This window comes from Reinekea marina (assembly GCF_030409715.1).
GTDB classification, from domain to species: domain Bacteria; phylum Pseudomonadota; class Gammaproteobacteria; order Pseudomonadales; family Natronospirillaceae; genus Reinekea; species Reinekea marina.
On the sequence record NZ_JAUFQI010000001.1, the window covers coordinates 1,650,357 to 1,676,065 of the forward strand.

26 protein-coding genes and 2 tRNA genes are annotated in these 25,709 nt (G+C 43.5%); 18 read left to right on the top strand and 10 right to left on the bottom strand.

The annotated features are described in order from the left end of the window. Positions 1 to 43: 43 nt before the first annotated feature. Both QWZ13_RS08735 and QWZ13_RS08740 read left to right on the top strand, forming a co-directional pair. Entirely contained in the window at positions 44 to 811 is a 768-nt protein-coding gene (locus QWZ13_RS08735; RefSeq protein WP_290281438.1) for a DeoR/GlpR family DNA-binding transcription regulator, read from the top strand. 303 nt (positions 812 to 1,114) lie between these two features. Continuing rightward, entirely contained in the window at positions 1,115 to 1,948 is an 834-nt protein-coding gene (locus QWZ13_RS08740; RefSeq protein WP_290281439.1) for a WYL domain-containing protein, read from the top strand. Between the two features lie 61 nt (positions 1,949 to 2,009). Here QWZ13_RS08740 and QWZ13_RS08745 read toward each other — a convergent pair whose 3' ends face one another. Then, entirely contained in the window at positions 2,010 to 2,969 is a 960-nt protein-coding gene (locus tag QWZ13_RS08745) for a GGDEF domain-containing protein (RefSeq protein ID WP_290281440.1), read from the bottom strand. On the opposite strand from QWZ13_RS08745, the gene QWZ13_RS08750 reads away from it, so the two are divergent. Further along, on the top strand, positions 2,946 to 3,068 hold the full coding sequence (locus tag QWZ13_RS08750) for a hypothetical protein (protein ID WP_290281441.1): 123 nt from the start codon (positions 2,946 to 2,948) through the stop codon (positions 3,066 to 3,068). The genes QWZ13_RS08745 and QWZ13_RS08750 overlap by 24 nt on opposite strands. Before the next feature lie 133 nt (positions 3,069 to 3,201). Here QWZ13_RS08750 and QWZ13_RS08755 read toward each other — a convergent pair whose 3' ends face one another. The 4 genes from QWZ13_RS08755 to QWZ13_RS08770 all read right to left on the bottom strand — a co-directional run bounded on the left by QWZ13_RS08755 (position 3,202) and on the right by QWZ13_RS08770 (position 8,237). Further along, on the bottom strand, positions 3,202 to 3,978 hold the full coding sequence (locus QWZ13_RS08755) for a YciK family oxidoreductase (protein WP_290281442.1): 777 nt from the start codon (positions 3,976 to 3,978) through the stop codon (positions 3,202 to 3,204). Between the two features lie 13 nt (positions 3,979 to 3,991). Beyond that, the gene (ubiG, locus tag QWZ13_RS08760) at positions 3,992 to 4,699 is read right to left on the bottom strand and encodes a bifunctional 2-polyprenyl-6-hydroxyphenol methylase/3-demethylubiquinol 3-O-methyltransferase UbiG (protein WP_290283320.1); all 708 of its coding nucleotides are present in this window, start codon (positions 4,697 to 4,699) and stop codon (positions 3,992 to 3,994) included. A 126-nt stretch (positions 4,700 to 4,825) separates the two neighbouring features. Beyond that, positions 4,826 to 6,163, bottom strand: a complete 1,338-nt coding sequence (locus QWZ13_RS08765; protein ID WP_290281443.1) for a TRZ/ATZ family hydrolase — start codon at positions 6,161 to 6,163, stop codon at positions 4,826 to 4,828. Between the two features lie 28 nt (positions 6,164 to 6,191). Beyond that, on the bottom strand, positions 6,192 to 8,237 hold the full coding sequence (locus QWZ13_RS08770) for a substrate-binding domain-containing protein (RefSeq protein WP_290281444.1): 2,046 nt from the start codon (positions 8,235 to 8,237) through the stop codon (positions 6,192 to 6,194). Here QWZ13_RS08770 and QWZ13_RS08775 point away from each other — a divergent pair. From QWZ13_RS08775 to rpsA, 7 genes are all read left to right on the top strand, one after another. Beyond that, a complete protein-coding gene (locus QWZ13_RS08775) occupies positions 8,215 to 8,367 on the top strand; it encodes a hypothetical protein (RefSeq protein ID WP_290281445.1) in 153 nt (50 codons plus the stop codon). The two genes, QWZ13_RS08770 and QWZ13_RS08775, sit on opposite strands and share 23 nt — an antisense overlap. A 66-nt stretch (positions 8,368 to 8,433) precedes the next feature. After that, positions 8,434 to 11,064 (top strand): DNA gyrase subunit A, encoded by a 2,631-nt coding sequence (gyrA, locus tag QWZ13_RS08780; RefSeq protein ID WP_290281446.1) that lies wholly within the window; start codon positions 8,434 to 8,436, stop codon positions 11,062 to 11,064. 23 nt (positions 11,065 to 11,087) lie between these two features. Beyond that, positions 11,088 to 11,255 carry a hypothetical protein gene (locus QWZ13_RS08785; RefSeq protein ID WP_290281447.1) on the top strand — a complete coding sequence of 56 codons (168 nt, stop codon included), beginning with the start codon at positions 11,088 to 11,090 and terminating at the stop codon, positions 11,253 to 11,255. Further along, complete coding sequence (pheA, locus tag QWZ13_RS08790) at positions 11,248 to 12,369, top strand: prephenate dehydratase (protein ID WP_290281448.1); 1,122 nt, start codon at positions 11,248 to 11,250, stop codon at positions 12,367 to 12,369. The genes QWZ13_RS08785 and pheA overlap by 8 nt, the downstream gene beginning before the upstream one ends. Continuing rightward, the gene (locus QWZ13_RS08795) at positions 12,370 to 13,287 is read left to right on the top strand and encodes a prephenate dehydrogenase/arogenate dehydrogenase family protein (RefSeq protein ID WP_290281449.1); all 918 of its coding nucleotides are present in this window, start codon (positions 12,370 to 12,372) and stop codon (positions 13,285 to 13,287) included. It begins immediately after the preceding gene. Positions 13,288 to 13,302: 15 nt separating this feature from the next. Next, positions 13,303 to 13,986 (top strand): (d)CMP kinase, encoded by a 684-nt coding sequence (gene cmk / locus QWZ13_RS08800; RefSeq protein ID WP_290281450.1) that lies wholly within the window; start codon positions 13,303 to 13,305, stop codon positions 13,984 to 13,986. Positions 13,987 to 14,306: 320 nt separating this feature from the next. Further along, complete coding sequence (gene rpsA, locus QWZ13_RS08805) at positions 14,307 to 15,989, top strand: 30S ribosomal protein S1 (RefSeq protein ID WP_290281451.1); 1,683 nt, start codon at positions 14,307 to 14,309, stop codon at positions 15,987 to 15,989. Positions 15,990 to 16,192: 203 nt separating this feature from the next. On the opposite strand, the gene QWZ13_RS08810 is transcribed toward rpsA, so the two are convergent. Then, positions 16,193 to 16,375 carry a hypothetical protein gene (locus QWZ13_RS08810; protein WP_290281452.1) on the bottom strand — a complete coding sequence of 61 codons (183 nt, stop codon included), beginning with the start codon at positions 16,373 to 16,375 and terminating at the stop codon, positions 16,193 to 16,195. A 78-nt stretch (positions 16,376 to 16,453) separates the two neighbouring features. Here QWZ13_RS08810 and ihfB point away from each other — a divergent pair, with 78 nt between their 5' ends. The 6 genes from ihfB (at position 16,454) to QWZ13_RS08840 (ending at position 18,747) form a co-directional block, all read left to right on the top strand. After that, positions 16,454 to 16,768, top strand: coding sequence for an integration host factor subunit beta (ihfB, locus tag QWZ13_RS08815; protein WP_289846299.1), 315 nt, complete (start codon positions 16,454 to 16,456; stop codon positions 16,766 to 16,768). Positions 16,769 to 16,798: 30 nt separating this feature from the next. After that, the gene (locus QWZ13_RS08820; RefSeq protein WP_290281453.1) at positions 16,799 to 16,993 is read left to right on the top strand and encodes a hypothetical protein; all 195 of its coding nucleotides are present in this window, start codon (positions 16,799 to 16,801) and stop codon (positions 16,991 to 16,993) included. A gap of 14 nt (positions 16,994 to 17,007) precedes the next feature. After that, positions 17,008 to 18,120, top strand: coding sequence for a hypothetical protein (locus QWZ13_RS08825; RefSeq protein WP_290281454.1), 1,113 nt, complete (start codon positions 17,008 to 17,010; stop codon positions 18,118 to 18,120). 78 nt (positions 18,121 to 18,198) lie between these two features. Further along, positions 18,199 to 18,274: transfer RNA gene (locus QWZ13_RS08830), tRNA-Glu, on the top strand. A gap of 72 nt (positions 18,275 to 18,346) precedes the next feature. Then, a tRNA-Gly gene (locus tag QWZ13_RS08835) sits at positions 18,347 to 18,421 on the top strand. Between the two features lie 182 nt (positions 18,422 to 18,603). After that, positions 18,604 to 18,747, top strand: a complete 144-nt coding sequence (locus tag QWZ13_RS08840; RefSeq protein ID WP_290281455.1) for a hypothetical protein — start codon at positions 18,604 to 18,606, stop codon at positions 18,745 to 18,747. Between the two features lie 136 nt (positions 18,748 to 18,883). On the opposite strand, the gene QWZ13_RS08845 is transcribed toward QWZ13_RS08840, so the two are convergent. Beyond that, positions 18,884 to 20,155, bottom strand: coding sequence for a hypothetical protein (locus QWZ13_RS08845; RefSeq protein WP_290281456.1), 1,272 nt, complete (start codon positions 20,153 to 20,155; stop codon positions 18,884 to 18,886). A gap of 165 nt (positions 20,156 to 20,320) precedes the next feature. Between QWZ13_RS08845 and QWZ13_RS08850 the strand changes: the two genes are divergently transcribed. After that, the gene (locus QWZ13_RS08850; protein WP_290281457.1) at positions 20,321 to 21,064 is read left to right on the top strand and encodes a sugar nucleotide-binding protein; all 744 of its coding nucleotides are present in this window, start codon (positions 20,321 to 20,323) and stop codon (positions 21,062 to 21,064) included. Positions 21,065 to 21,135: 71 nt separating this feature from the next. On the opposite strand, the gene QWZ13_RS08855 is transcribed toward QWZ13_RS08850, so the two are convergent. Further along, complete coding sequence (locus QWZ13_RS08855) at positions 21,136 to 21,882, bottom strand: transporter substrate-binding domain-containing protein (protein ID WP_290281458.1); 747 nt, start codon at positions 21,880 to 21,882, stop codon at positions 21,136 to 21,138. A 271-nt stretch (positions 21,883 to 22,153) separates the two neighbouring features. Further along, the gene (locus QWZ13_RS08860; RefSeq protein ID WP_290283321.1) at positions 22,154 to 23,200 is read right to left on the bottom strand and encodes a tRNA-queuosine alpha-mannosyltransferase domain-containing protein; all 1,047 of its coding nucleotides are present in this window, start codon (positions 23,198 to 23,200) and stop codon (positions 22,154 to 22,156) included. 206 nt (positions 23,201 to 23,406) lie between these two features. Here QWZ13_RS08860 and QWZ13_RS08865 point away from each other — a divergent pair, with 206 nt between their 5' ends. After that, complete coding sequence (locus QWZ13_RS08865; protein ID WP_290281459.1) at positions 23,407 to 24,429, top strand: Gfo/Idh/MocA family oxidoreductase; 1,023 nt, start codon at positions 23,407 to 23,409, stop codon at positions 24,427 to 24,429. 48 nt (positions 24,430 to 24,477) lie between these two features. On the opposite strand, the gene QWZ13_RS08870 is transcribed toward QWZ13_RS08865, so the two are convergent. After that, the gene (locus tag QWZ13_RS08870) at positions 24,478 to 25,698 is read right to left on the bottom strand and encodes an ABC transporter substrate-binding protein (protein WP_290281460.1); all 1,221 of its coding nucleotides are present in this window, start codon (positions 25,696 to 25,698) and stop codon (positions 24,478 to 24,480) included. Between the last annotated feature and the right edge of the window lie 11 nt (positions 25,699 to 25,709).

Below are 25,709 nucleotides of genomic sequence, written 5' to 3' on the forward strand. Positions count from 1 at the left end.
GCGTATTATGTTAGGAAGTCCACTTACCGATGTGTAACCGGTTATGAGCGCACAAAAGCGACAGAGTATTATTTTAGATTGGGTTCGTGAAGAGCATCATGTTGATGTCGACGCTATTTCCAATCGATTTGGGGTAACGCCTCAAACCATTCGTCGTGACATCAATCACTTGTGCGAACAAGGTTTGTTGCGCAGGCGATATGGTGGTGTTTCTTTACCATCGGCTGCTCTTAATTCGGCTGCAAATGCTTCTTCAGTTAATTTAGATCTTACTCATCAAAAAATAGCCAGTGAAATTGCTAAGCAAATACCTAATGGTGCCTCGGTGAGTTTAGGCGGTGGCGCTGGATTAGTACAGGTCGCTACGGCGTTGCTAAACCATACATCGTTGAAAGTTTTAACGAACAGTTTGTCGGTGGCTTCGGCTTTAGCCAGTAACTCAGAAATAGAAGTGATCGTTTCGGGTGGCCAATTTAGACATGCCAATAATGATGTTGTTGGACCAGAAGTCACGAATTTTTTTAGTTCGTTTTTTTCAGATTTTGGGGTGATCAGTTGTGGCAGTATAGATGCGCAACATGGCCTAATGGATTTTGATATTCGCGAGGCCGAAGCAAATAGGGCGATCATCAGTAACACCCGCACTAAAATTTTATTAGCTGATCAAGAAAAATGGCACGCTAAGGCTATGTGTAAAGTTGCCACCTTCAAATATGTTGATCTTTTCTTCACAGATCAAATGACACAGGAAGAGGTCGAGAGCCTGCCAGATTGTGTGAAATCCTTTCAAGTAAACCCCATCCGACTTTAATTCTAATCATTTTTGTAATCATTCCTGTGATTTACTGAAAATAGTCTATAGTAAAGTAATGTAATCGCTATTTATCTTAGTTATTCATTTTAGTGATCTAAATGGCTTTGCTAGGCGGCGTTGTAGGGCGATTGGTAGAGAAAGTAATCAAAAGGGTTGGATGAAATTAAGATTTCACTTAAAAAGGTTTTCATTCTGGGAAGTGTCCGAATTTAGAGGCTACCCGCTCGGTTGAAAGGTGTTTGACAGAGAACTGGGTCAACTTTAAAGTGTAACTCATTGAAAATAGGGTGAGAAAATAAGATGAATCAAAAAGCTGAACTTCGGCTGGAAGATCAAAGCCAACCTCAGCAGGAACGACTCTTTTATTTGGAGTTTCGTTTATACTTTCTAGGTCATGCAAACCGCAGTGATTTACAACTTCGATTTGGCCTAAAAGAGTCTTCTGCGTCCAGAGATATTGCACTTTATAAAAAACTGGTTCCAGATAACATCATTTATGATTATGGCATTAAATCATATGTTCCTCAGCCGAGCTTTGAGCCGATTTTTTCATATACTGGCACACAAGTTTTAACGGCACTGACGCATGGTTTTGGTGATGATTACGCAGGTCCTAAATTTCCTGAAATCTCATCAGAAGCGCCTACTCAAGCGCCTCTGCCATTTATTCCAACATTAGCGGCATTAACCCGTGCTATTCATAAAGAAAAAGCCGTTTCTATCAACTATTTCAGTGAAGATATTGGTGAAAGCACTTTAGAAGTTGCACCACATTCTTTGATAGACTCTGGAAATCGTTGGAGTATCCGTGCCTTTAACAGAAGCACTGGCCGGTTCGAAGACTTTGTAATAAACCGAATCACAAACGTCTTGGATATATCAAGCAGTCCAGAAGCAAATGAGCAAAAAGACGCTGATTTATTGTGGAATCAGATCAGTGAGCTGAAGCTTAAGCCACATCCTTCCTTAGCGCATCCAAAAGCGGTGGAGCGAGAGTATGGTATGCACAACGGTGTTTTAAAAATGACGTGCCGTACAGCGCTAAAATCATACTTGTTAAGGCAATGGCGAGTAGATACTTCAAGCACGCCAGCGAACAGCGGGCAAGGGTATCAGCTCTGGCTAGACCAATAGTTTGAAAGTAAAAAAAAGAGCCTTACGGCTCTTTTTTTTGCCTATTAATAAGGTGCGTAGGTTACTCAGCAAAGGTACTTTGAGGCTTTTTAACTAATGAAGTCACAACACAATTACGGCCTTGCTGCTTTGCGCTGTATAAGGCTTTATCGGCACGGTTCAATAATTCTGGCCAGTCAGATTCCCCATTATAATGGGCTAACCCCAAACTAGCGGTAACTTTTAAATCTTTATCCGGAAGCTTAACCTGCTCCTCAATCGCAACTCGAATGCGCTCAGAAACAGTACGCGAATGTGCTAAATGCGTGTTGGTAACAAGAATAACAAACTCTTCACCTCCAAACCGAAAGCAAGCATCCGAAGCGCGAATGGATTGTTGTATCACTCGAGCCACTTGTCGTAAAACGTCATCTCCAGATAAATGCCCGTATCGATCGTTAATGGTTTTAAAGTGATCAATATCGATCATCATTAAACTCATATCTTGATCTTCATGGCGACGAGTGCGCTCCAATTCACGCGTTAAGGCAATAGACATTGCGCCTCGATTATTAAGACCCGTTAACGGATCAATCATGGCTGTTGAGAGGGCATCTCGATATTTTAGTGCGTTACGCAACGGAAAAATTATGACATCCATAATGGATTCGATCGTGCTTAGCTCTTTTTCAGAGAAACGCTTGCTTCGTGTGAAGGCAATATCGCCAAATTGTTGTTGGCTCATGTTGAGTTGGTAATTGCACCGATGCTTACTGATGCGCCCTACATGCATGTCTATCATCTTATCTGCATGGTTATATTCAATGCCAGATACAGGAATAAGCTGCTTGAGGTGACGGTAAAAAATGTCTATGAGCTGCTCAATTTCAAGCGTCGTTTGTAAGTGGCTGAACAAATGTAAACGAAAGTCTTTTAATCGATCTGGTGTTAAAGAATCAATTGAAATAGAGGAAACATCCATAGGAAATGGATGGTTCTTTGCTTGCGTTCCAAAATCATGCTGTGTAAAGCTGCTAGCCATGTAGTTCACCAGAAGGCAGTTATTCGTATGGTGTTGTATAGCGAATACTGTGCCAGAAGGCTAAAACATAGTTATATCAAGGGGTTAGCGAATTTTTAGAAGGTTTCGGAATGCAAATACGGAAGCGATTGACCGTTTTTCTTGATTGAACTGGCAGGAAAATGTCGTTTCAAATGAGAGAGTGACAAAAAAATAACGCCAGCTACTTCATTAACTGGCGCATGTTTGACTGCTATTTGCTCAAGTAATCGGCTGCATCAATTGAAAGCCCATTGTGCTCTTGTGAATGGTCTGAAAACAAATATCTATACAGCGGCATGTGTGCTTCAGGGGCGGGAACGGATTCGGGATGCTCTCCAGGGTAGGCGCTTGCTCGCATGTTGGTGCGTGTGCCGCCTGGGTTAATAGCAAAGGTTCTAATATTAGTTTGGTTGCCCAATTCAGCGGCCAATGTTTGCATTAAACCTTCTGTTGCAAATTTAGAGACGCCATAAGCGCCCCAGAAAGCACGCCCTTGCCGACCCACGCTAGAAGTCGTAAACACTATACGGCCTGAGTCCGATGCTTCGATCAGCGGTAGCATGGCTTGGGTTAATAAAAACGCACTGTTTAAATTGACGTTGATGACTTCATTCCACTCATTTTCAGGGTACTGGCTGATCGACATTTTACTGCCTAATAATGAGGCGTTGTGCAAAATACCGTCTAGGCTGCCGAACTCTTGTTCAATGGCGTAAGTCATTTCTTTAGCAACTTCCAACGAAAGTACATTTAGGTCGTAGGGGAAGATGATTGGCTGGGTATTGGTTTCAGATTCTATTTGGTCATAAACTTGCTCAAGCTTATCTTGGTTGCGAGCGAGTAAAATAATATTAGCACCGTGACGAGCAAAATCTAAGGCTGCAGCTTTGCCAATACCGTCACTGGCTCCAGTAATTAAAAGAGTTTTACCCTTGAGTGAATCGGGTTTATTGGCCAGCTCGATTGATTGTTGGGTTGGTTGAGTCATGTAATACCTATGTTTAATTCGACGGCTTTTGAGTGGTCATCATATAATTGACGGAGACATCTTCGGTCAGCTTAAAATCTTTTGTTATCGGGTTGTAGCTTGTGCCTTTAAAACCTTTTACTTGCAATTGCGCTTGCCGAGCACCATTGGCAAGCTCAGAAGGTTTGAGCAGCTTCTTGTATTCATGAGTGCCTTTAGGAACTAAATTTAAAACGTATTCAGCCCCGACAATTGCCATAACCCAAGCTTTAGGGTTGCGATTAATGGTTGAAAATATAGCTGTGCCGCCAGGCTTTAACAGTGTCGAAATGGCTTTAATAACCGACAATGGGTCAGGCACATGCTCAAGCATTTCCATGCAAGTAATGACATCAAACTGACCTGCGCGCTCAACGGCTAAATCTTCGGCCGTTATTTGTTTGTATTGTAAGTTGGTTATGCCACTTTCTAAGGCATGCAATTGAGCCACCTTCAGAGGCGCGTCTGTCATATCAATACCCAGTACATTGCCACCACGCTTAGCGAGTGTTTCCGATAAAATTCCGCCTCCGCACCCAATATCTAAGACATTGAGTCCAGCAACGTTTATTTGCTGGTCGATATAGTTCATTCGAATAGGGTTGAGATCGTGAAGGGGTTTAAACTCTGAATCGCGATCCCACCAACGGCTGGCAAGCGCTTCAAACTTGGCTAATTCAGACGGATCAACATTCGCAGCCACACAGTACTCCTTGCGAGTATAAAATTTTAAAGTGGCGACTATTATGACGTGAAAAGAAGGGAGATCACAGTATTTGTTCGCCGTTACTTGATTTAGCAACGACGAACAAATCTAAAGAACTGTCGATTAACCTCTGATTTTGGCCTGCCATTGCTTGGCGTTCGCAACAATAGCGGCTTTATCTAGCGTCGTTAGCTCGCGATCTTTAAGAAGCTGCTTACCATCTACCCAAACGTTTTTGATCTGATCACGAGAGCTGGCATAGACGATGTGAGACATTGGCTCAAAGATTGGTTGAGACTCAAGATCGTCTAAAGCAATGGAGGTAATGTCGGCACGTTTGCCAACTTCTAAGCTGCCTATCTGATCATCCCAACTTAATGCTTTTGCACCGTTTATGGTGGCCATTGCGATGGCTTCAGCGGCGGGGAGGGCCACAGCATTAGAGCTGACGGCTTTCGCGAGCATTGCGGCGGTACGCATTTCACTGAGCATATCTAAATCGTTGTTACTCGCAGCGCCATCGGTTCCCAGTGCTACGTTTACGCCTGCTTTTTGCAATTTGTCGACCGGGCAAAATCCGCTTGCCAGCTTGAGGTTAGATTCTGGGCAATGCATCACGTGTGCGCCAGTTTCTACGATGTCTTGAATGTCTTCATCGCTTAAAGCTGTCATGTGAACGGCTTGGAATTTAGGGCTTAACAAACCTAATTCTTTTAAGCGACGCACTGGGCGTTGGCCGCGGCGAGTCGTTTCATCGTCAACTTCACCTTGAGTTTCATGAACATGCATTTGAATGCCAACGTCGTATTTTTCGGCCAATTCTTTGATGCGAATGAGCGGCTCATCCGAACACGAGTAGGGCGCATGCGGACCAAAGTTCACCTTAATGTGGCTGTGACCTTTGTATTGTTCCATGACAGCGACGCCCTGGTCGATGTGTTCATCGGGTGTTTTAGCCCAAGCTGTTGGGAAATCGATGGTTGGAAAACACAGTTGCGCGCGCATACCTGCTTTGACCACTCGCTCGGCAGCGGCATCAGGGAAAAAGTAGTTATCAGAGAAGGTAGTGGTACCGCAGCGAATCATTTCGGCTGCCGCTAATTCTGTACCATCGCCAACCATCTCATGGCTTACCCAAGTACCTTCAGCTGGCCAAATGTGATCGTTTAACCAAGTTTGCAGGGCTAAATCATCGGCCATTCCGCGAAACAGTACCATGGCCGCATGGCCATGCGTATTTACCATGCCAGGCATGATAGCTTGGCCGTTTAGATCAACAGTTTCATTGGCTTGAAACGAGCTGGATGCTTCAGATTGAGGCACTATCGCCACAATTGCGCCATCTTTGATGGCAAGGCTGTGATCGGTCAGTACGTCACGATCTGCGTTAACGGTAATAATCCAGCTAGCGTGAATCAGGGTGTCTACAGTTTGCATGGGTAATCCTGTCTGTTGAGTCAATAGCGGTATGATAAAAAAAATGGCTCAATTAAGCGAATGAATCTTTTTTTGGGGTAAAGGCGATAGCAAAGCCTTTTTTGGGTTGGTTCTTAATATGAATATCCCAATTTAACTTTTGATTAGCGATGTTATAAACGATGTACATGCCTAAGCCACTGCCGCCTTGTGCGCGTGCAGTTGTGTAGAACGGTTCGAACATGTTCTCTAGTGCATCTTCATTTACACCTTTGCCATTATCTGTAATTGATAGCTTAAAGCCTTCGGGGGCTTTTTTAAGTGAAACGTGAATTGTTCCTTCGTCTTGACCCATAGCAAAGCCGTGTTGTTTTGCATTGAGAAGTACGTTGGTTAATAGTTGAGCAACAATTCCAGGGAAAGTGATGGTTTCAATACTGGCGTCTAGATCGGTAGTGATGGTGATTTTTGTGTGCTTAAACTCGTGCTTTAAGCTACCTATAATAAGTGTGATGTATTCTCCAAGCGCTAACTGCCGAGTTTCTTCAACCGATTGATCAACCGATACCAGTTTAAAGTTACTGATCAGCTCAGCGGCTCTGTCTAAGCTATTAAAAATTAAACTTGCGTGCTCTTCCATTTCTATTAAAAAGCGGTCGAACTCACTTCGTGTCATCGTATTATTGTGAAGCTTGGAAGAGATTTGCCTGATGTCGTCTAATAATGAAGACGCCGCAAGCTTACCCGACCCAACAGGTGTATTAACTTCATGTGCAACCCCTGCGACAAGCCGACCAAGAGAAGCCATGCGTTCAGATAACTCATTCTGCGTTCTCAATTGATCGTTTTTAGATTGCATAAAATGACGATGTTGAATTTCTGAAATTTGCGGGCTAAAAAATTCAACCAATTCAACGGCATGTTTATTACACCGCGTTAAGGTGTATCCATAATTTAGGTGCTGAGTAACAAGAGGGCAGAACACCCAATAGTGTTTGGATAAGTCTTTTTCACCAAAAGTTAGATCGGGATGTTTTTCAAATACTACAAAATCATTGGCATTGTGGCTCGGACGCTTAAAAATAAACATTTCATCTATAGCGATAGCGTCGAGATCACTTTGAATGTTTGGGAGGATATCTTCGACACGGTCCGTCGCGTGAATTTGCTGAACAATTGAAAATTTTCTTGAGGTTAAGTCTCGTTCTTGAATAAATTGCCAAAGATCCACAAGGCGCTCACGCATATGTTTTTGATTGCTACTTACGTGGCCGGTTGACCCTCTTAACTTGGGTCGAGTTTTTAATAGTATATCTTGTGGTCTTTTACCTTCTAACATTTCTATCGCTAATCGACCTGCTTTTAAGCCAAGTTCGTGAGCTGGATAAAGCACAGTACTTAGGCCCGGCGTCATGTATTGAGCATATTCAAAATCGTCAAAACCTGTCACCCAGCAATCATCAGGGCAATTAATACCTAGTAGCCGAAAAGCATCTAGGACGCCCTTCGCCATGAGGTCGTTGGCACAGACTATGATGTTTGGCTTTTCGGTTTGTGCCTTCCAATATTCGGAAAAGGTGTGTTTTGCGTGTAAAGAGGTGAAGTCCCCCTCGAGAATATCGATACTGGTTGGGTCAACACCGTGCGTATTGCATTCATCAAAAAGCGCCTGTTGGCGAAGTTGACTCTCGGTATTGGAAAATGGGCCGCTCAAAAAAGCAATTTTGGGCTGTGGTTTCTTTAATAGAACAGCATGAATCAAGTCTCTCATGCCTTGGTAATTGTCTATCAGTACAGCAGGCTGTTGATCTATTTTTTGCCCCATGTGAATACTGGGGATGCCTTTATAGACGTCTAAAATTCGCAGTATCGTTTCTATATTAGTTAAGTAGGTTAATCCGCCCGTATAAAAAACAACCAAGCTAGGCTTGAGGTCGACTATATCTTTATGGCATTGCAAATCACTTTCTTGCCAAGCTTCGGGCGCTGAGATATAGCCCACAGGCGCAAAGAGCACTTCTATTTCGGTGTGCTGAAAAGCTTCAGATAACCCTAAGCAGATTCGCTGCTCGATCGTTTGGGAAAATGTTGGAATAATGACCGCCACGAGTGGCCGCATAGGGTTGTGCCTCGGTAAAATTACAGCTGTTGAACGGAGTATAGCTAAGCTTTCAGGCCTTGCTATTTATATGTCGGCTGAAACTGTCTATCTCATTGATTTGTGGTATGATTTCTCCTTTCGTGAGTAGTCAGCGACATCAGAAAGTAGCCAGTGGAACAACCGCTAAGGCTCGATAAGAAGGATAGCGAATTAGATGGGTGAACTAGCCAAAGAAATTCTTCACATCAATATTGAAGAAGAATTAAAACAATCATACTTAGATTACGCCATGAGCGTTATTGTTGGGCGTGCATTGCCCGATGTACGAGACGGTCTTAAGCCCGTACATAGGCGTGTGTTGTTCGCCATGAATGTATTAAACAACGATTGGAATAAGCCGTATAAAAAATCGGCGCGTGTTGTTGGTGATGTAATCGGTAAGTATCACCCACATGGTGATTCAGCTGTTTACGACACTATCGTACGTATGGCACAGCCTTTCTCTATGCGCTATACCCTGGTCGATGGTCAAGGTAACTTCGGTTCGATCGATGGCGACTCTGCCGCCGCCATGCGTTATACCGAAATTCGTATGGAAAAACTGTCTCATTCGCTTTTGGCCGATCTTGAAAAAGAAACGGTCGACTATGTCGAAAACTATGACGGTACTGAATTAATCCCCGAAGTACTGCCTACACGAATCCCTAATTTATTGGTAAACGGTTCTTCAGGTATTGCGGTAGGCATGGCCACCAACATTCCCCCGCACAACTTGAATGAAGTCGTCGATGGCGCATTAGCCCTTATAGATAACCCTGAGATAGATATCGACGGTTTAATGGAATACATTCCTGGCCCCGATTTCCCAACAGGTGCCTATATTAATGGTCGTAAAGGTATTGTCGAAGCCTATCGCACCGGCCGTGGCCGCATATACATGCGAGCTAAGGCTGATGTCGTAGTCGATGAAAAGTCTGGCCGTGAAAGCATTATCGTTCATGAAATTCCGTATCAGGTGAACAAAGCGCGTTTGGTTGAAAAAATTGCCGAACTCGTGAAAGAAAAGAAAATTGAAGGCATTGCCGAGCTGCGCGATGAATCCGATAAAGACGGTTTACGTATCGCGATAGACCTAAAACGTGGCGAATCGGGCGATGTACTATTAAATAACTTATACGCTCAAACGCAGCTTGAAACGGTATTTGGTATCAATACCGTTGCGCTAGTTGATGGCCAGCCTAAGGTCCTAAATCTTAAGCAATTGCTTGAAGCATTTGTTCGCCATCGTCGTGAAGTTGTTACGCGTCGTACGATTTTTGACCTTCGTAAAGCTCGTCAGCGTGGTCATATTTTAGAAGGCTTGGCTATTTCATTGGCTAACATTGATGAAATGATCGAGCTTATTCGTACCTCTGCAACCGGTGCTGAAGCGAAAGAACGCATGTTGGCGCGATCTTGGGCATTAGGTGATGTATCGGCTATGTTGGAGCGTGCAGGTGCTGATGTTTGTCGCCCTGAGGAGCTCGAAGAACAGTATGGCGTGCGCGATGAGCGTTATCACCTGTCTCCTGAGCAGGCCCAGCAAATTCTCGACATGCGACTGCAGAAGTTAACGGGCTTGGAACATGACAAGCTGATCGGTGAATATAAGGCCATTATCGACGATATTGGTGAATATTTGCGTATTTTGAACAGCTATGAGCGACTCATGGAGATTATTCGTGAAGAGCTTGAGCAAGTTAAAGCCGATTTTGGTGACGAGCGTAAAACTGAAATTCTTACCTCCCGTTTAGATTTGTCGATGGAAGATTTAATCACCGAAGAAGATATGGTGGTGACAATCTCTCATGCCGGTTATGCGAAAACTCAGCGGTTAACCGAATATGAAGCCCAAAAGCGCGGTGGTAAAGGGCGTTCTGCATCAGCGTTGAAAGATGAAGACTTTATTGAGCACCTATTGGTTACCAGCACCCACGCCACCATTTTATGCTTCTCTAACTTTGGTAAGGTTTACTGGTTGCGAGTATTTGAGATTCCGCAAGCCAGCCGTGCCGCGAAAGGCCGGCCAATGGTGAACTTGCTGCCGCTAGACGCGGAAGAGCGTGTAACAGCCATTTTGCCGATTCGTGAATACGATGCTGATCACTTTATTTTTATGGCGACAGCAAGCGGTACAGTTAAGAAAACTTCATTAGATGCCTTCTCTCGCCCTCGTAGCAGCGGATTAATTGCGCTTTCTCTGGATGAAGGTGATCACTTAGTAGGCGTTGCACTTACCGACGGTGAGCGTGAAGTTATGTTGCTTTCTGATGCCGGTAAAGTTGTTCGCTTTAAAGAAGAAAACGTACGAGCCATGGGGCGAACAGCCCGAGGTGTTCGGGGTATTTCACTAGAAAAAGATCAGCAAGTAATTTCGTTAATCGTACCTGAAGAAAACGGAACGGTATTAACGGCCTCTATGCGTGGCTACGGTAAGCGAACCAGTGTTGAGGAGTTTCCAACGAAAGGCCGTGGCACTAAAGGCGTCATTGCAATGGTCACTAGTGAGCGTAACGGTGCATTAGTAGGCGCGAAACAAGTGTTCGATGGCGACGAAGTGATGTTGATCAGTAATAAGGGCACTCTGGTACGTACCGGTGTGGACCAAATCTCTGTGTTAGGACGAAATACGCAAGGCGTTCGTTTGATCAGAGTAGCTGAAGATGAAGCACTTGTGAGTATTGAGCGCATTGAAGAGCCCGAAGAAATTGAAACCCTAGTTTCTGATGGCGATTCAGGTGAAGCGGCCGACGCTGCTCCTTCGCAAGAAGGTTCAGACGAGCCTAGTGATTCAGACGAAAGCTAAGTTCGTATAACATTAAGCGGGCAATGTCGTTAACCTATTGCCCGCTGAGTGCGTTTTTCGACCCAGCCAATGATTATGCAGCCAGTGCAATGCTAAGTTGCAAACAATGGGCATTGATCAATACTCCAGTTTCACCAACAATGCTGTTAGATACCCCATTTATACCATTTATCGAGAATGCTTATGTCTGACAAACCTGAATCCTTAACTCAAGCCGATGAATCTGCATTAATGCAGCTTAGAGAAGAAATTGATCGGCTAGATACTGAAATATTAGCCCTAATATCAAAGCGCGCCAATTGTGCTATGAAAGTCGCCGAAGTGAAGATGAAGGCCTCCGGCAATGCTGGAGCTGTGTTTTATCGCCCTGAGCGAGAGGCGCAGGTATTAACCAGTGTAATGGATCGAAACCCTGGGCCGCTTGGTAATGAAGACATGGCTAAGTTATTTCGAGAGATTATGTCGGCCTGTTTGGCACTCGAAAAGCCTATGGAGGTTGCTTATTTGGGGCCAGAAGGCACCTTTACTCAACAAGCTGCCTTGAAGCATTTTGGGCAATGGGTAAAAACCAAGCCGATGCCCGCCATTGATGAGGTTTTCCGAGAAGTTGAAGCCGGCGCTTGCAACTATGGCGTAGTGCCGGTTGAGAATTCTAGCGAAGGTATTGTGAATCATACTCTTGATACCTTCATTACATCCAACATTAAAATTTGCGGCGAAGTTGAGTTACGAATTCACCATCACTTGTTAGCGGGTCCTAATACGAAGCACGATAAAATTTCACGTATATACAGTCACCAGCAAAGTTTGGCTCAATGTCGTAAGTGGCTAGACGCTCATATGCCACATGCTGAGCGTATTGCTGTTAGCAGTAATGCCGAAGCGGCAAAGCGCGTGCAAGGTGAGTGGAATTCTGCGGCCATTGCAGGCGAGCTGGCGGCCAGTTTATATGATTTGGAGATTGTGGAATCAAAAATTGAAGACTCACCCGATAACTCAACCCGATTCTTAATTATTGGCACCGAGCAAGTTGGACCTTCGAGCGAAGATAAGACCTCGCTGGTGGTTTCTATGCGTAACGAGCCAGGAGCCCTGTACCACTTATTGAAGCCTTTCAATGAATTCGGTGTTGATATGACGCGATTAGAAACCCGTCCTTCAATGACTGGAAATTGGACCTACGTATTCTTCATCGATTTCGCAGGCCATTGCGAAGATGAATCGGCCATTAAGGTTATTAATGCTATTCGAGAAACGGCTGTCGATGTCAAAGTACTTGGCTCTTATCCTAAGGGCGTGTTGTAAGTGAGTACTTCTAAACCGTCGGTATTGATTATTGGCTTGGGTCTAATAGGCGCTTCTTTCGGGAAAGCGCTAAAAGCAACTGAGTCGGCCAGAGTTTTGGGGGCGGATCAACAAGTCGAAGTGCCTAAAATTGCGTTGGATTCGGGGGTGATAGATGAGGTGGTTGACCAGTTCTCAAATCTAGAGCAAGTGGATGTCATTGTTTTGGCTGTCCCCGTTAAAGCCATTGGTGCGGTGTTAAAGCAAATTAAGCATTTAATACCCCGCGCAAAAGTGCTAACCGATGTGGGCAGTGTGAAGGGCGCGGTTGTAAAGCAAGTCGAAGCTGAATTAGGCGCAATACCGAGTTGTTTTGTTCCTGGTCATCCAATAGCCGGTGCTGAGAAAAGTGGCGTTAAGGCGGCTAATCCGCATTTATTTGAAAAACATTTGCACATTCTTACGCCGTTAGAGCAAAGCAGTGCTGACGCAATTGCGCTCATTTCAAAATTGTGGACTGCGGTCGGTGCCGATGTTGTGACGATGCCTGTAGATAGACACGATGAAGTGTTGGCCGCCACAAGCCATTTGCCTCATTTGTTGGCTTTCTCTTTAGTAGATACTTTGGCGCGTGAATCGGATAATAGAGAAATATTTCGCTATGCAGCCGGTGGTTTTCGTGACTTTACGCGCATTGCCGCCTCGGATCCCACCATGTGGCACGATGTATTTTTGACCAATCAAGACGCAACGCTTAAAATCCTGCGCAAATTTCAATCCGACTTAGCCCTGTTAGAGCAGGCTATTGAATCATCGGATGGCGATGTTTTAAAAACCGTATTTCATCGCTCTAAATCAGCTCGAGATTACTTTACCCAAGTGCTTGAGCAACGCGAAAACGGGGTGGCGTTTTCTGCTATCACAGATTACACCCCATAATTACGAGGAAGTACCATGCAAGTAGATGCACCTGTCATTACCTTAGATGGCCCAGGAGGGGCGGGTAAGGGCACTGTAAGCACATTGTTGGCTGAACGACTAGGTTGGCATTTTTTAGACTCCGGTGCTTTGTATCGGCTAACCGCTTTAGCCGCCATGAATCATGGTATTGAGATGACCAATGAGGCCGGTTTAGCCGTAGTTGCAGAGCATTTAGATGTAACGTTTGTGCAGCAAGATGGGGAAACCGTCATCATGTTAGAAAACGACAACGTCACCGAAGCAATACGCACTGAAGAGGTGGGGACCAATGCCTCTAAAGTGGCTGCATTTAGCCGTGTACGCGATGCATTGTTAAAGCGCCAGCGAGCATTTGCTGTGCAGCCCGGGTTGGTTGCTGATGGGCGCGATATGGGGACGGTGGTATTTACCAAGGCGGGATTAAAAATCTTCATGACAGCGACCTCTCATGAGCGTGCTCGGCGTCGAGTTGCACAATTAACCGCTAAAGGCATCGAGGCTGACTTCGATCAAGTGAAAGCAGACATTGAAGAACGTGATGAGCGTGATATGAATCGAAAGACAGCACCGTTGGTGGCGGCCAGTGATGCTATTGAACTCGATACCACCGAAATGAGCATTGAAGCCGTGGTTCGGTTTATTGAGCAAGAGGCAAAAAACCGAGGCCTAGCTGATTAACTGAAAAAATAGCCCATTTGGGCTTATTTTTCGATTATCCGCACGATTAAGTTTAAAAACCTTCAAAACCATGAAAAAACCCTTGAAATACCACTAAAAAGCTTGGGTTTTTGCATTTCTTCCGTATAATACGCCCCCCTGAAATCAGATGATTTGTCCGATTCGTACTGCGAAAAAAGACACGTTAACTGGCCTCGAACGGCGGTTAGACCAGCAATTTCGACCGTTTGAGTTTTATTAATAGACCCGTGTTAGCTGGAATACGGAAAGTGTCGCGAATAAATTTATTGGCGACGTTTATAGTTTAGGAACTTAAATTAATGACTGAATCTTTTGCTGACCTCTTTGAAGAAAGCTTATTAACGATCGAAATGGAGCCAGGCTCTATTGTTACCGGTGTTGTTGTAGACATCGATTCTGACTGGGTTACTGTTCACGCAGGCCTTAAGTCTGAAGGCGTTATCCCACGCGTTCAATTTTTAAACGAAGCGGGCGAAATTGAAGTCGCTCTTGGCGACGAAGTTAAAGTTGCACTTGAAGCGGTTGAAGACGGCTTTGGTGATACTAAGCTTTCTCGTGAAAAAGCGAAGCGTGCTGAAGCTTGGTCTGAGCTTGAAGAAGCTTACGAAGCAAAAGAAGTAGTAACTGGTATCATTAACGGCAAGGTTAAGGGTGGTTTCACCGTTGACGTTAAGTCTGTTCGTGCATTCCTACCGGGTTCTTTGGTTGATATCCGTCCAGTGCGTGACACTTTGCACTTGGAAGGTAAAGAACTTGAATTTAAAGTTATTAAACTTGATCAACGTCGTAACAACGTAGTTGTATCTCGTCGTGCTGTTCTTGAAGCAAGCAACAGTGCAGAGCGTGAAGAATTACTAGAAAACCTACAAGAAGGTCAAGAAGTTAAGGGTATCGTTAAGAACCTAACCGATTACGGTGCTTTCGTTGACCTAGGTGGCGTAGACGGCCTATTGCACATCACTGACATGGCTTGGAAGCGCATTAAGCACCCAAGTGAAATTGTTCAGGTTGGCGATGAAATCGACGTTAAAGTATTGAAGTTCGATCGTGAGCGTAACCGTGTTTCTCTAGGTCTTAAGCAGCTAGGTGAAGATCCTTGGGTAGAAATCAAAGCTCGTTACCCAGAAGACGCTGTTGTAACAGCTCGTGTAACAAACCTAACTGATTACGGTTGTTTCGCAGAGTTAGAAGAAGGCGTTGAAGGTTTGGTTCACGTATCTGAAATGGATTGGACCAACAAGAACATTCACCCATCTAAAGTTGTTCAAGTTGGCGACGAGATTGAAGTGATGGTTCTTGATATCGACGAAGAGCGTCGTCGTATCTCTCTAGGTATTAAGCAAACTGTTGTTAACCCTTGGGAAGATTTCGGTAACCGTTTCAACAAGAACGACAAAGTATCTGGTAAGATCAAGTCTATCACTGACTTCGGTATCTTCATCGGTCTTGAAGGCGGCATCGACGGTTTGGTTCACCTTTCTGACATCAGCTGGAACGAGTCTGGTGAAGAAGCGGTACGTAAGTACAAGAAAGGCGAAGAGTTGGAAACAACGATCCTTTCTATCGATCCAGAGCGTGAGCGTATCTCTCTAGGCATCAAGCAGTTAGATATGGACCCATTCGCAGCGTACGCAGCTGAAAATGACAAAGGCACCATCGTTAAAGGTATTGTTAAAGAAGTAAGCGCTAAAGCAGCGATCATTACTTTAGAAGAAGATATCGAAGGAACGTTGAAGGCTTCTGAAATTTCACGTGATAAAGTTGAAGATGCAAGCAACGTATTAAACGAAGGTGATGAAGTTGAAGCTAAGATCGTTAGCATCGACCGTAAGAACCGCGTAATCAGCTTGTCTATCAAAGCGAAAGACGTTGAAGAAGAGAAGAGCGCTGTTAAAGAGTTGAAAGACAAAGCTGTTGAAGCTGCAGGTCCAACAACTATTGGTGATCTGATCAAAGCTAAACTAGAAGAAGGCAGCAACTAAGTTAGTTGTTCTTTCTTGAAAAAGCCGGCTTCTGCCGGCTTTTTTGTGCGTAGCGTTTAGCGCGGAGCGCTAAGCGCTAAGCGCTAAGAACGGATACTCTTCGAGAATCCGCGAGTTTCAAGCTTCAAGTTTCAAGTCTCAAGAAAGTTCAAAAGATTTAAAAGCCGGTCTTTGGGGGCTTACTTGTAGCTTCCTCCACATCTTCAAATTACATTTAAACCTAAAGGCCCAAGGTAGGCGGTGTTTTGGGTTTCGCTTGCAGCTTGAAGCTCAAAACTTGCAGCTTCCCCCAAGCCTACAATTAAATTTAAACTTAATGCTCCAAAGTAGACTGTGTTTCTGGGTTTACTTGCAGCTTGCAGCTCAAAACTTGCAGCTTCTTCCAAAAACCCAAAAAACCGTTTAAAAATAAATACTTGTGTTATTTTGCTAGCTGAATTAGGCTAAATATTAATCGCTTCGATATGAGGGTCGGGGAGGGTATGACAGTGACAAAATCAGAGCTGATTGAGCGTATTGTCGAACGCCAAAATCAGTTATCCGTTAGGGATGTTGAACTCGCCATTAAAACAATGTTAGATCATATGGCTCAAAGCCTATCTGAAGGTGAGCGTATTGAAATACGTGGCTTTGGAAGCTTTTCATTGCATTATCGGTCTGCTCGTGTGGGTCGTAACCCGAAAACGGGAGAATCGGTTGAGTTAGAAGGTAAGTACGTACCACACTTTAAACCGGGTAAAGAGTTGAGAGAGTCGGTTAACGATTGCCTCGAAGGTTAGTTAACGTCACGCAACGTATAAGGATACTTTGTGCGTTTAGTTAAAATTTTGCTGGTTCTGGTGCTTCTTGTGCTGGGCTGGATAGTGGGTTGGTCAAATAATGCCAATACAACATTGGCGTTTCTCAATGCACAAACTCCCAGTTTGCCTCTGTTTGTCTGGTTGTTCTTAAGTATATTTGTGGGCTTTATAATCGGGCTTTTGGCTAGTCGGTTATTCCGATAAAAGGTCAGGTGCTGATGAACCTCGTAACCTATATTTCTAAGTACCTTCCCGCTTCTTTGCGCTCTAAGCGCTTTCTGCTTGATCAAAAACATTTTGATTTAACATCCTTTAAAGGCGATGTTAGCGAGTGGATGCAAAAATACCCTGTCAGCGAAGAAAATGCTGAGATTCACTTGGCCTTAGCCGAGCTATTCCGTCGCCGAGGTGAGTTTGATAAAGCCGTAGCGGTGCACGAAGCAATAGCGAGTGCTAACTTAGCGGGTTATAAAGAGGAAGAGCTTCTGCTCGAAATGGCACAAGACTATTATGCCGCTGGTATCTTAGGTCATGCTGAAGTTTTGCTCGAAAAAGTACTTCAAACCGCTGGAGAAGAGCACTCTAAGATTGCGTTTCGATTATGGCTCTCAATTCTAGAGCGGGAGCAAGAATGGGGGAAAGCCATTGCATTGGTTGAGCAGTTTGGACAACCTGGTTCAGGTGGTATTCGCTTAGTAAACCTCTATTGTGAATATGCGCTAGAGCTAAAAAGACAAGGTGATGTTGCCCAGCTGGCAAAAGTGCTTAAAAAGGCTCGTAGATTGACGCTGGGCGTACGCGCAAGCCTCATGTCGGCTGAATTAGCTACCGCTCAGAATCGTCTCAAAGAAAGCATTAAGTTTTATCGTGATGTGCTGATCAGAGACCCGCTAAGAAGTGATATTGTTTTGCCGGCACTTAAACATTTGTCACACATGACAAAATCTCAAGAAGCCTTGTCAGACTTCTTAAAGGGTTTGTATCAAACTCAGCCCTCAGTCCGAATTTTAGAAGCGTTGATTGAATTAAATATAGATATGTCGGCCCATTATTGGGCGGCTGAAATAGAGCACCATGCAAAACAAGGGCGCTCTAAAAAAGTTTTTGATCATTGGCTTGATGGCGTCGGGTCAATTGAGAATGAGGCCAAGTTCGTCATTGGTGAGTTAGTCCATTCCAGAAGCCTAGTACGATTTGATCGCCAGAAGTGCTATCAATGCGGCTTCCAAACGGACCAGTTAATTTGGCAATGTCCACAATGCGATGGCTGGGAAACACTGTACTCAAGGTATGAGCTAAAAATTTCAAGGCAAACTTCAAAACAACGGTAATTTGTTGATTTTTAACAAAAAAATGTTGCATTGACGAAATTTCGATGTATTATAGCGCTCGTTCTTGAAGCACACAGTGTCCCGTTCGTCTAGTGGCCTAGGACACCGCCCTTTCACGGCGGTAACAGGGGTTCGAGTCCCCTACGGGATGCCACTTAAACTTGGTTTTCTAAGTTTAGAAATGTATTAAAGAACACGAGTCGTAAGTGAAAGTAGCGATTCAAATGCGGGAATAGCTCAGTGGTAGAGCACAACCTTGCCAAGGTTGGGGTCGGGAGTTCGAGCCTCCTTTCCCGCTCCAAATTCTTAAAAGAAGCTAATCAGAAATGATTGGCTTTTTTTCGTTCCGACCCCAAGGAGTCAGGATCGAGCGTCGACCGGTTGAGCCTCATTTCCCGCTCCAAATTCTTAAAAGAAGCTAATCAGAAATGATTGGCTTTTTTTCGTTCCGACCCCAAGGAGTCAGGATCGAGCGTCGACCGGTTGAGCCTCCTTTCCCGCTCCAAATTCTTAAAAGAAGCTAATCAGAAATGGTTGGCTTTTTTTTCGTTCCGACCCCAAGGGGTCAGGATCGAGCGTCGACCGGTTGAGCCTCCTTTCCCGCTCCAAATTCTTAAAAGAAGCTAATCAGAAATGGTTGGCTTTTTTTCGTCAATTAATTGTGTATCTGTTTAGATACGTTTAATGCTAGATTTTAGTTTACCTTGTGCATATATAAAAAAGGCTAGCGCAGGAAGTTTCCGAGCTAGCCTTATTAGGTAAATTAATTTCTCAAATGTCGAATCACATTGACTCTGCCAGTCGAATTTTCTTTCTGGTATTCAGTTCCGTCAATTTTAATATAGTACTCAGTAAGTGTTCCTTGAGTGTTGTCGTAAAACATTAACTCATGGTCACTTACAACAGATAAACGCTCACCAGCATTCACAGTGGTGCCATTAGATGCATTGAAAAGTTCCAATTTAAGTTCATTTAAGTTAAAGGCCGCAAATTTCGGGGTGCTGTTGTCCGTTGTGCCGCCAAATAAACAGAAAAGAGTATTATTGCCAGCAGCGGCCGCTTTCCTTCCACCAGCTGTTTGATTTTCTGAAGCGACTTTTGCAATTGTTTTCGTGTCTTGGTTAAATTGAAACACGTTGCATTCATCGGTCATTTCATAATTGCCACGTTTAACAGAGTAGCTAGACACTCGGTATTCTTCTGTTGTCCATGGTGAGCTTGTCAGCGTTAAATTTAATCCGTCACGGTCTAGTTCATAAATATTGTTATCTGTTTGGTTGTAGCCGTGTAATTGACCATTGATTAAGAATGGACGTACGTCTGTACTGGCGGCTAGTGTTGTTTGCTCTAACGTTTCTGGGTCTACCCAAATGAAATCACCACCACTCCAGTTTTTACGAAGAATAGTGCCGTCTTTATCGACCACCAAATATCCAGCGTAATCGTCGAAGATCTTAGTTACTATAAATGCGCCTTCATTTAACTCAGCTATATGCAGCGATTTAGCATCGGTATGTCTAAAGTAAAGCTTAGAAGTATCGGCAATATTGCTAAATCGTGTATCGGTGTACCAATACTCATGCTCTGCATCAACCCTGTATTCAATAGGGGTGTTGTTTTCGATTAGCGGGTACAGGCTGCCGGTTTTTTTATCGTAGATAAGGGTGTAATTACCAGAGTAATTTTCGGTGCCCACGGTTATGTCAATATTTTCAATATTAATAGCCGCATAGTTTTGATTAATATCACGAATATCTAAAATTTTAGGTGTATCAATGCTTGTTATCTCTTCGCCATCGCTTGAATAGAATTTTATGTCTGTCGATCCATTTGTTAGTGATTTGAATACATAGACAGGTTCGTTTGTGCTACGCAAAGTGCCACGGTTGGTCGAATCGGCTTCAGAAAAGGTTTGAAAACCTTCGGGTAAGCTTGTCATTGAATATTGTTTGTTTAGGCTTTCAGTATTTGAGTCTTCTGAGTTGCAGCCCATTAATCCAAGGATAATGGCGGTTGCAAAAAGAGTAGGTTTCATTTTTATTTTTAGTCCATTTAAAAAGGAGCTTAATATGAATGGTTGAAATAAACATGTCAAATGGCTTATTTGAGTAAAAACCCTCATAAATTGCACCCCACTATAATTCCATCCTGAAAAATCGCTAAGATTCTTTATGCTTGATTTATCAAGCTGGAGAAGATTATGAAAAACGTTTTAGTGACTGGCCTCAATGGTCGGCTAGCACCCTACTTAAAAGAAGCTCTGGAAAGAAAAGAAGTAAATGTAGTCCCATTCGATCGCACAGTTATTAACATTGAAGATCGAACAGCTCAAGTGAGGTATTTAAAGAATCACAATATCGATTCTATTTTCCACCTGGCTACGGGCCCAGAAAAATGGGTTGCTATTTTAGCAAGTATAGCGAAAGAACTAGGCATAGCGTTTCTCTTTACCAGCACTGAAAGCGTGTTTGAGCCTAGTAGCGAAGGACCATTCACTCCAGACAGAAAACCAGACGCAACTAGTGAGTACGGCTGCTACAAAATAGCTTGCGAAAACTCTGCATTAGAAGCTAACCCAGATACAATCATCGCACGTTTAGGTTGGCAGATGTTCGATACCTTCGAAGCCGACAACCTGTTAACCCATGTGCGTGATATGCACAATGAGAAGGGCTTCCTTTATGCCAGTACCAAATGGCTCCCTGCTGTTGCTTTCGTCCAGCACACTATGCAATGCCTACTAGATATAATGGCCGCCGCTGCTCCGAGTATTTACCACGTAGGAGGCAATGAGAACGAACTGTCGTTTTTCGATATCGTAAATTTGATCAATAAAAAGTACGGGATGCAATGGGACATACGTGAAGGTGATGACCCTGCTCGTGATGGCCGAATTGTCGACGAACGAGTGCCTTGTGGTTTGTTGTCTGAAGTGCTTAAGTAACGAGTGTCTTTAAAAACTCAATGTCAGCACTTGAGCTGCAGTCCTTTGCCAATAAGCTTGTTTTTATGCTTTTAATCTAAATTTATCTCTCCACTGTTTTGCAGTTTGCTGAACGAGTCTCGTAATTTCTGTAAAACAATGGGGTCTGAATTTAGATTCATGGCTAAGTACATGTCTACGGTTCGCACCGTAAATACTTTCTCAATGTCAGGGTAGCCAGCTTCTTCTGAAAGTTGATAAGCTTTTTTAACGCCACTGACCCAAACATCGATCAAGTCTTCGTGTAAGCGCCTAGGGTTTAATGAGTCGTTGGTTAAAGTAGATACGGCAATGCCTTGTGCTTCCAAAATATTGGTGGCTGCATCACCTTGGTATCCGCCAACTCTTAGATTATTTAAATCACTAATTGAAGAGATGCTTATGTTGCTGCCTTTTTTGGCAAAGAGTGCAAGTTCATATCTGGCAACTGGGCCAATCCACTCAAAAAGCGGCTCACGAGCTTCTGTGCGAGAGGTTGAAAACACTCCGTAATTTGGGCGATCTAAAGCACGTTCATAGGAAACCGTCCACTTTCTTAGCTTCATGCGATAAGGAATTCCGCTATCGGCCATGATCTTCTTAACAATTTCGGTGGCTGTACCACCGATATCTTCCGCCTTGTGCTCATAGTCTCTATTGGTCAGACTGTAGTTAAACTCTCCATAGTTTTCGGTTAACAAGTTAACCAATGGCAGGTCTCCATTTTCTGAAAAGGTGGTAGACGGCAAAGCGGCTATCCCGATAAGCGTAAATGCAATCAAAAGCAATTTTCTGGTCATGGTAAAACCCTATATTGATGGCATTTTTCATTCTAATAGGCTTGTTTAAATTATTTTGAGGCCATTAGAATTTAAAATGCAGATCTTAGTTTTAAATTAATATATAGGTTTTAGTTGCAAAGACCAACAAGACAGGAAGTAAAATTAGTGGATATTTTGTTGAATATTTGGTCAATCATTTAAGTAGTTTGAGTATAAAGTTACCGAAGTTGAGCACATAAAACGTTAAATCTTTAGAATTTCGACAAATAAAGCTATAAATATCTTTTAACTACAGTTCAAATTTATAATCATTTTTCAGATTAGATCTATAAAAATGGCTCATATCGGGCGCTTTGGGCAGTCCGAATTCTTTCCATAACTTCAATTTGTTGGCTATTTTTTGCCCTTGTTGCTCAAAATTACCGTTCGATTCATATAAGTAATCGCTCGAATACATCTCTGGGTAGCTCAGTCTATTCGGGAGCAAGGGTACACATCCTGCGGCCACGGCTTCGAGTACCGCAATGCCTTGAAACTCATGAATGGCTGTCGATAACACTATGTCACAGCTCGACAAAAGTGCGTGATAGTCCGATTCATTTTCTACAAAAGCGCAATGGCTGACAATTGTGCTTTTCCGTTGTAAGCGTTCAAAGTTCTCAGGTTTTGTTCGAAACTCTTGCCCCGTAATGATGACTTCTATAGATGCATTGGATGCTTCTAGAATATTTACAGTAGCCTCGAGTAGGTCAGGGCATTTATCCCATTCCCATCGGTGGTTCCAAATAACACGTAAATGATTTGTTGCTCTTACCGTTCTCTGAGTCGGAAATGGTTTAATTGGTACGGGTAGGATAACTGACTTTTTCTTTAACTCATCGGGCAGCTTTTTAGGGGCTAAATCGGGCATTTTTTTCATTAAGCGCTTCACGCCGTTTAAAAAGGAGTCCTGGTTGTATTGGCTGTTGAACAGTAGTTTGTTCGCTCTTATCGCGGAATAAATATGAGTAATTTGCCAATCTACGACACTTTGGGGGTTGTTAGCCGCGGGATAGTCGAATTGGTTATCGTGAAAATACAGTGTGCTCGAGGTATTTCGCAATGCAGGATAAATGCTTTGAATGGTGGCCAAATCGACCGATGCTGTTGCTAAAATAACATCGTATTCTCGGGTCACAAGCTCAGGGGCTAATTGGCCAATAGATAAAGGATTACCTCGCATGCGCCAAGAAAAATACCTCGGAGGTAAGGCTATCATCGACCAATCAATATGCGTCAACTCTTCAATTATAAAGTCAGCCCAGCTCGCTTGGCTTAACGAGTGGTATCCTGAAATAAGTAATCCTTTTCGCACAAACTGCCCTTAGAACGCGTTTCGTTAACGGTAAGTGTAACCTGTTAACGAACACTTCCCAACCTAGTACCTTTTGAGCGATGAGTGGCTTGATATAGCTGCAACTTTGTTACATTAAAATATTATCTTGGTGCTTTTTATCGAGGTATTCTGCAGGAGTCTTATTAATATTTATGTAGGAGTAATGAATGATTCGTACCCTAGTTGTTGGGCATGGTTTTTCGGCTCAAACCTTTCATATCCCTTTTTTGTTGGCGTCTGAGTCTTTTGAATGGCTTGGTTCGGTAAGTTCAAAGCCAGATGTCATTCAAAAAAAACACCCATTGGTTAAAGTATATGATGCTATTGACGCCATCCCCAGTGGCGAATATGACTTGGCCATTGTTACTACGCCAAACCATTTGCACTTTGAACAAGTAAAGCAATTACTCGAAATGGATTTGCACGTTGTTGTAGAAAAGCCAATGGTATTAAACCATTGTCATGCAACTTTGTTGTTTGATATTGCCAAAACAGAACAAAAGGTTCTCAGTGTATTTCAGAACAGACGATGGGATGGTGACTTTTTAACCGTTAAGTCTCTGCTTCAAAACGGCACATTAGGTTCACTTGGACGGTTTGTTTCTCGCTTCGATCGCTTTAGACCCGCTGTAAGAGAGCGTTGGCGTGAAAGTGCCATAGATGGGGCCGGTATCCTTTGGGATTTAGGGCCTCATTTGTTAGATCAAATGGTCGCTCTGTTTGGCAGGCCGTTGTCTATTACCGCAAATGTTTCAAAACTAAGAACGGGCGCTAAAAGTGATGATGTTTTTGAAATTTGGTGCCAATACCCTTCACATGAAGTGATCTTAGGTAGTAGCTGTTTTCAAGCTGGGCCTAATATGCGATTCAGTGTTGAGGGTACTGTAGGGAGTTACATTAAACATGGTTTGGATGTTCAAGAGAATGCATTGAAGGCAGGGGAGTCGGTTTTAGGAGAGCAGTGGGGAGCGGAACATGACAGTCAGTGGGGGCAGTTGTATCAAGAAAGCTCTCAATCAGGAGTAAAAACCGTACCTGGAAATTACGGTGAGTTCTGGATGCAGCTTGCTTCTGCTATACAAAGTGGTGGCGCCAACCCTGTACCTCACGAGGATGTGCTTACTGTGATTGAATTAATTGAAAAAGCGCATCTTTCTTCTGAGCAACGAAAAACTATTACGCTTAATTGATGAGCAAAAAAAAGGCTGCGAAAGCAGCCTTTTATTGTTCGAGCATTATTAGTTACGGAAAACGCGTTTACGTACTCGCTCTAAGTTATCTAAAATTTTATCCAAACGATCGGGGTTGATCATGAATTCTTGGAAACCTTTCATGCCTTCAGAAGCCATGGCAGGGTCGGTATCGCGATCATAAAACTGTGCTGTTCCATCAGCGGCACCTAACATTGCACTGCCTTCCACTAAGAACTTGTTGTCTGCGGAATCTGAGTATTTGTTTGGTGGTAATTGGTTCAGTACTTCATTCAAAATCGTCTGATTCTCTGCTTTGGCAACATAAGCCAAGAACTTACGTGCATCTTCTTTGTTCTTTGCACGTGCAGGGATGTGCACTGTGTCAGTAGGCGCATCTTCAAACATGCCAACACCTGGATTGATTTCAGGGAATTGGAAGAAATCAAAGTTAGTGCCCTCTGGGAAGTTTGGCGTTAAGAAGTTACCCATTAGGTACATGGCGGCTTCACCGTTAAACATTGGCGCTTGCGCTTCTTGCCAGCTGTAAGAAGCATGGTTTTCTAAGAAGTAACCTTTGTCGATAAGTTGCTTCCAGTTTGCAAATGTTTTGCGTACTCCCGCATCGGTGTAAGGAATTTTTCCATCCATTAAATCGATGTGATATTCCAGCCCATTGGTACGCATGTTGAGGTAATCGAACCAACCAGCTGCAGTCCAAAGATACTTAGTACCTATGGTGATCGGCGCAATGCCATTGCTTTTTAGCGTTTCACAAACAGCTAAGAATTCTTCCCAAGTTTTTGGTTCTGAAAGTCCGTATTTGTCGAACATATCTTTGTTGTAGTACATGCCCCATTGGTAAAAAGAATAGGGAACGCCGTACTGGTTTCCATCAACCGACATGGATGCTTTTGTCGAAGACATAGAATCTGAAAGTGCATTATCTGCCCAAACATCAGAAACATCTTCTAACAATCCACGTTCAACGAAATATTTCATTCGGTTACCAGCAAACCAAAAAACGACATCTGGTGGTGACGTAACTAACCAGTTACGGATGGCGCTTTTATAGCCTTCATGGTCGTACTCATTGACTTTTACATCAATGTCTGGATTTTCGGCTTGGAAGCGTTGAATGAGTTCTGCCCAAGCTTTTTTGGGAGCAGGGTCAGATTGGTTTGAGTTGATCACCAATGTACCTGCTAAAGCTTGAGTCATCATTGCAACGCTGATAGCGCTTGCGGTAAATATTTTCTTTAGAGACATAGCCTAGTCCT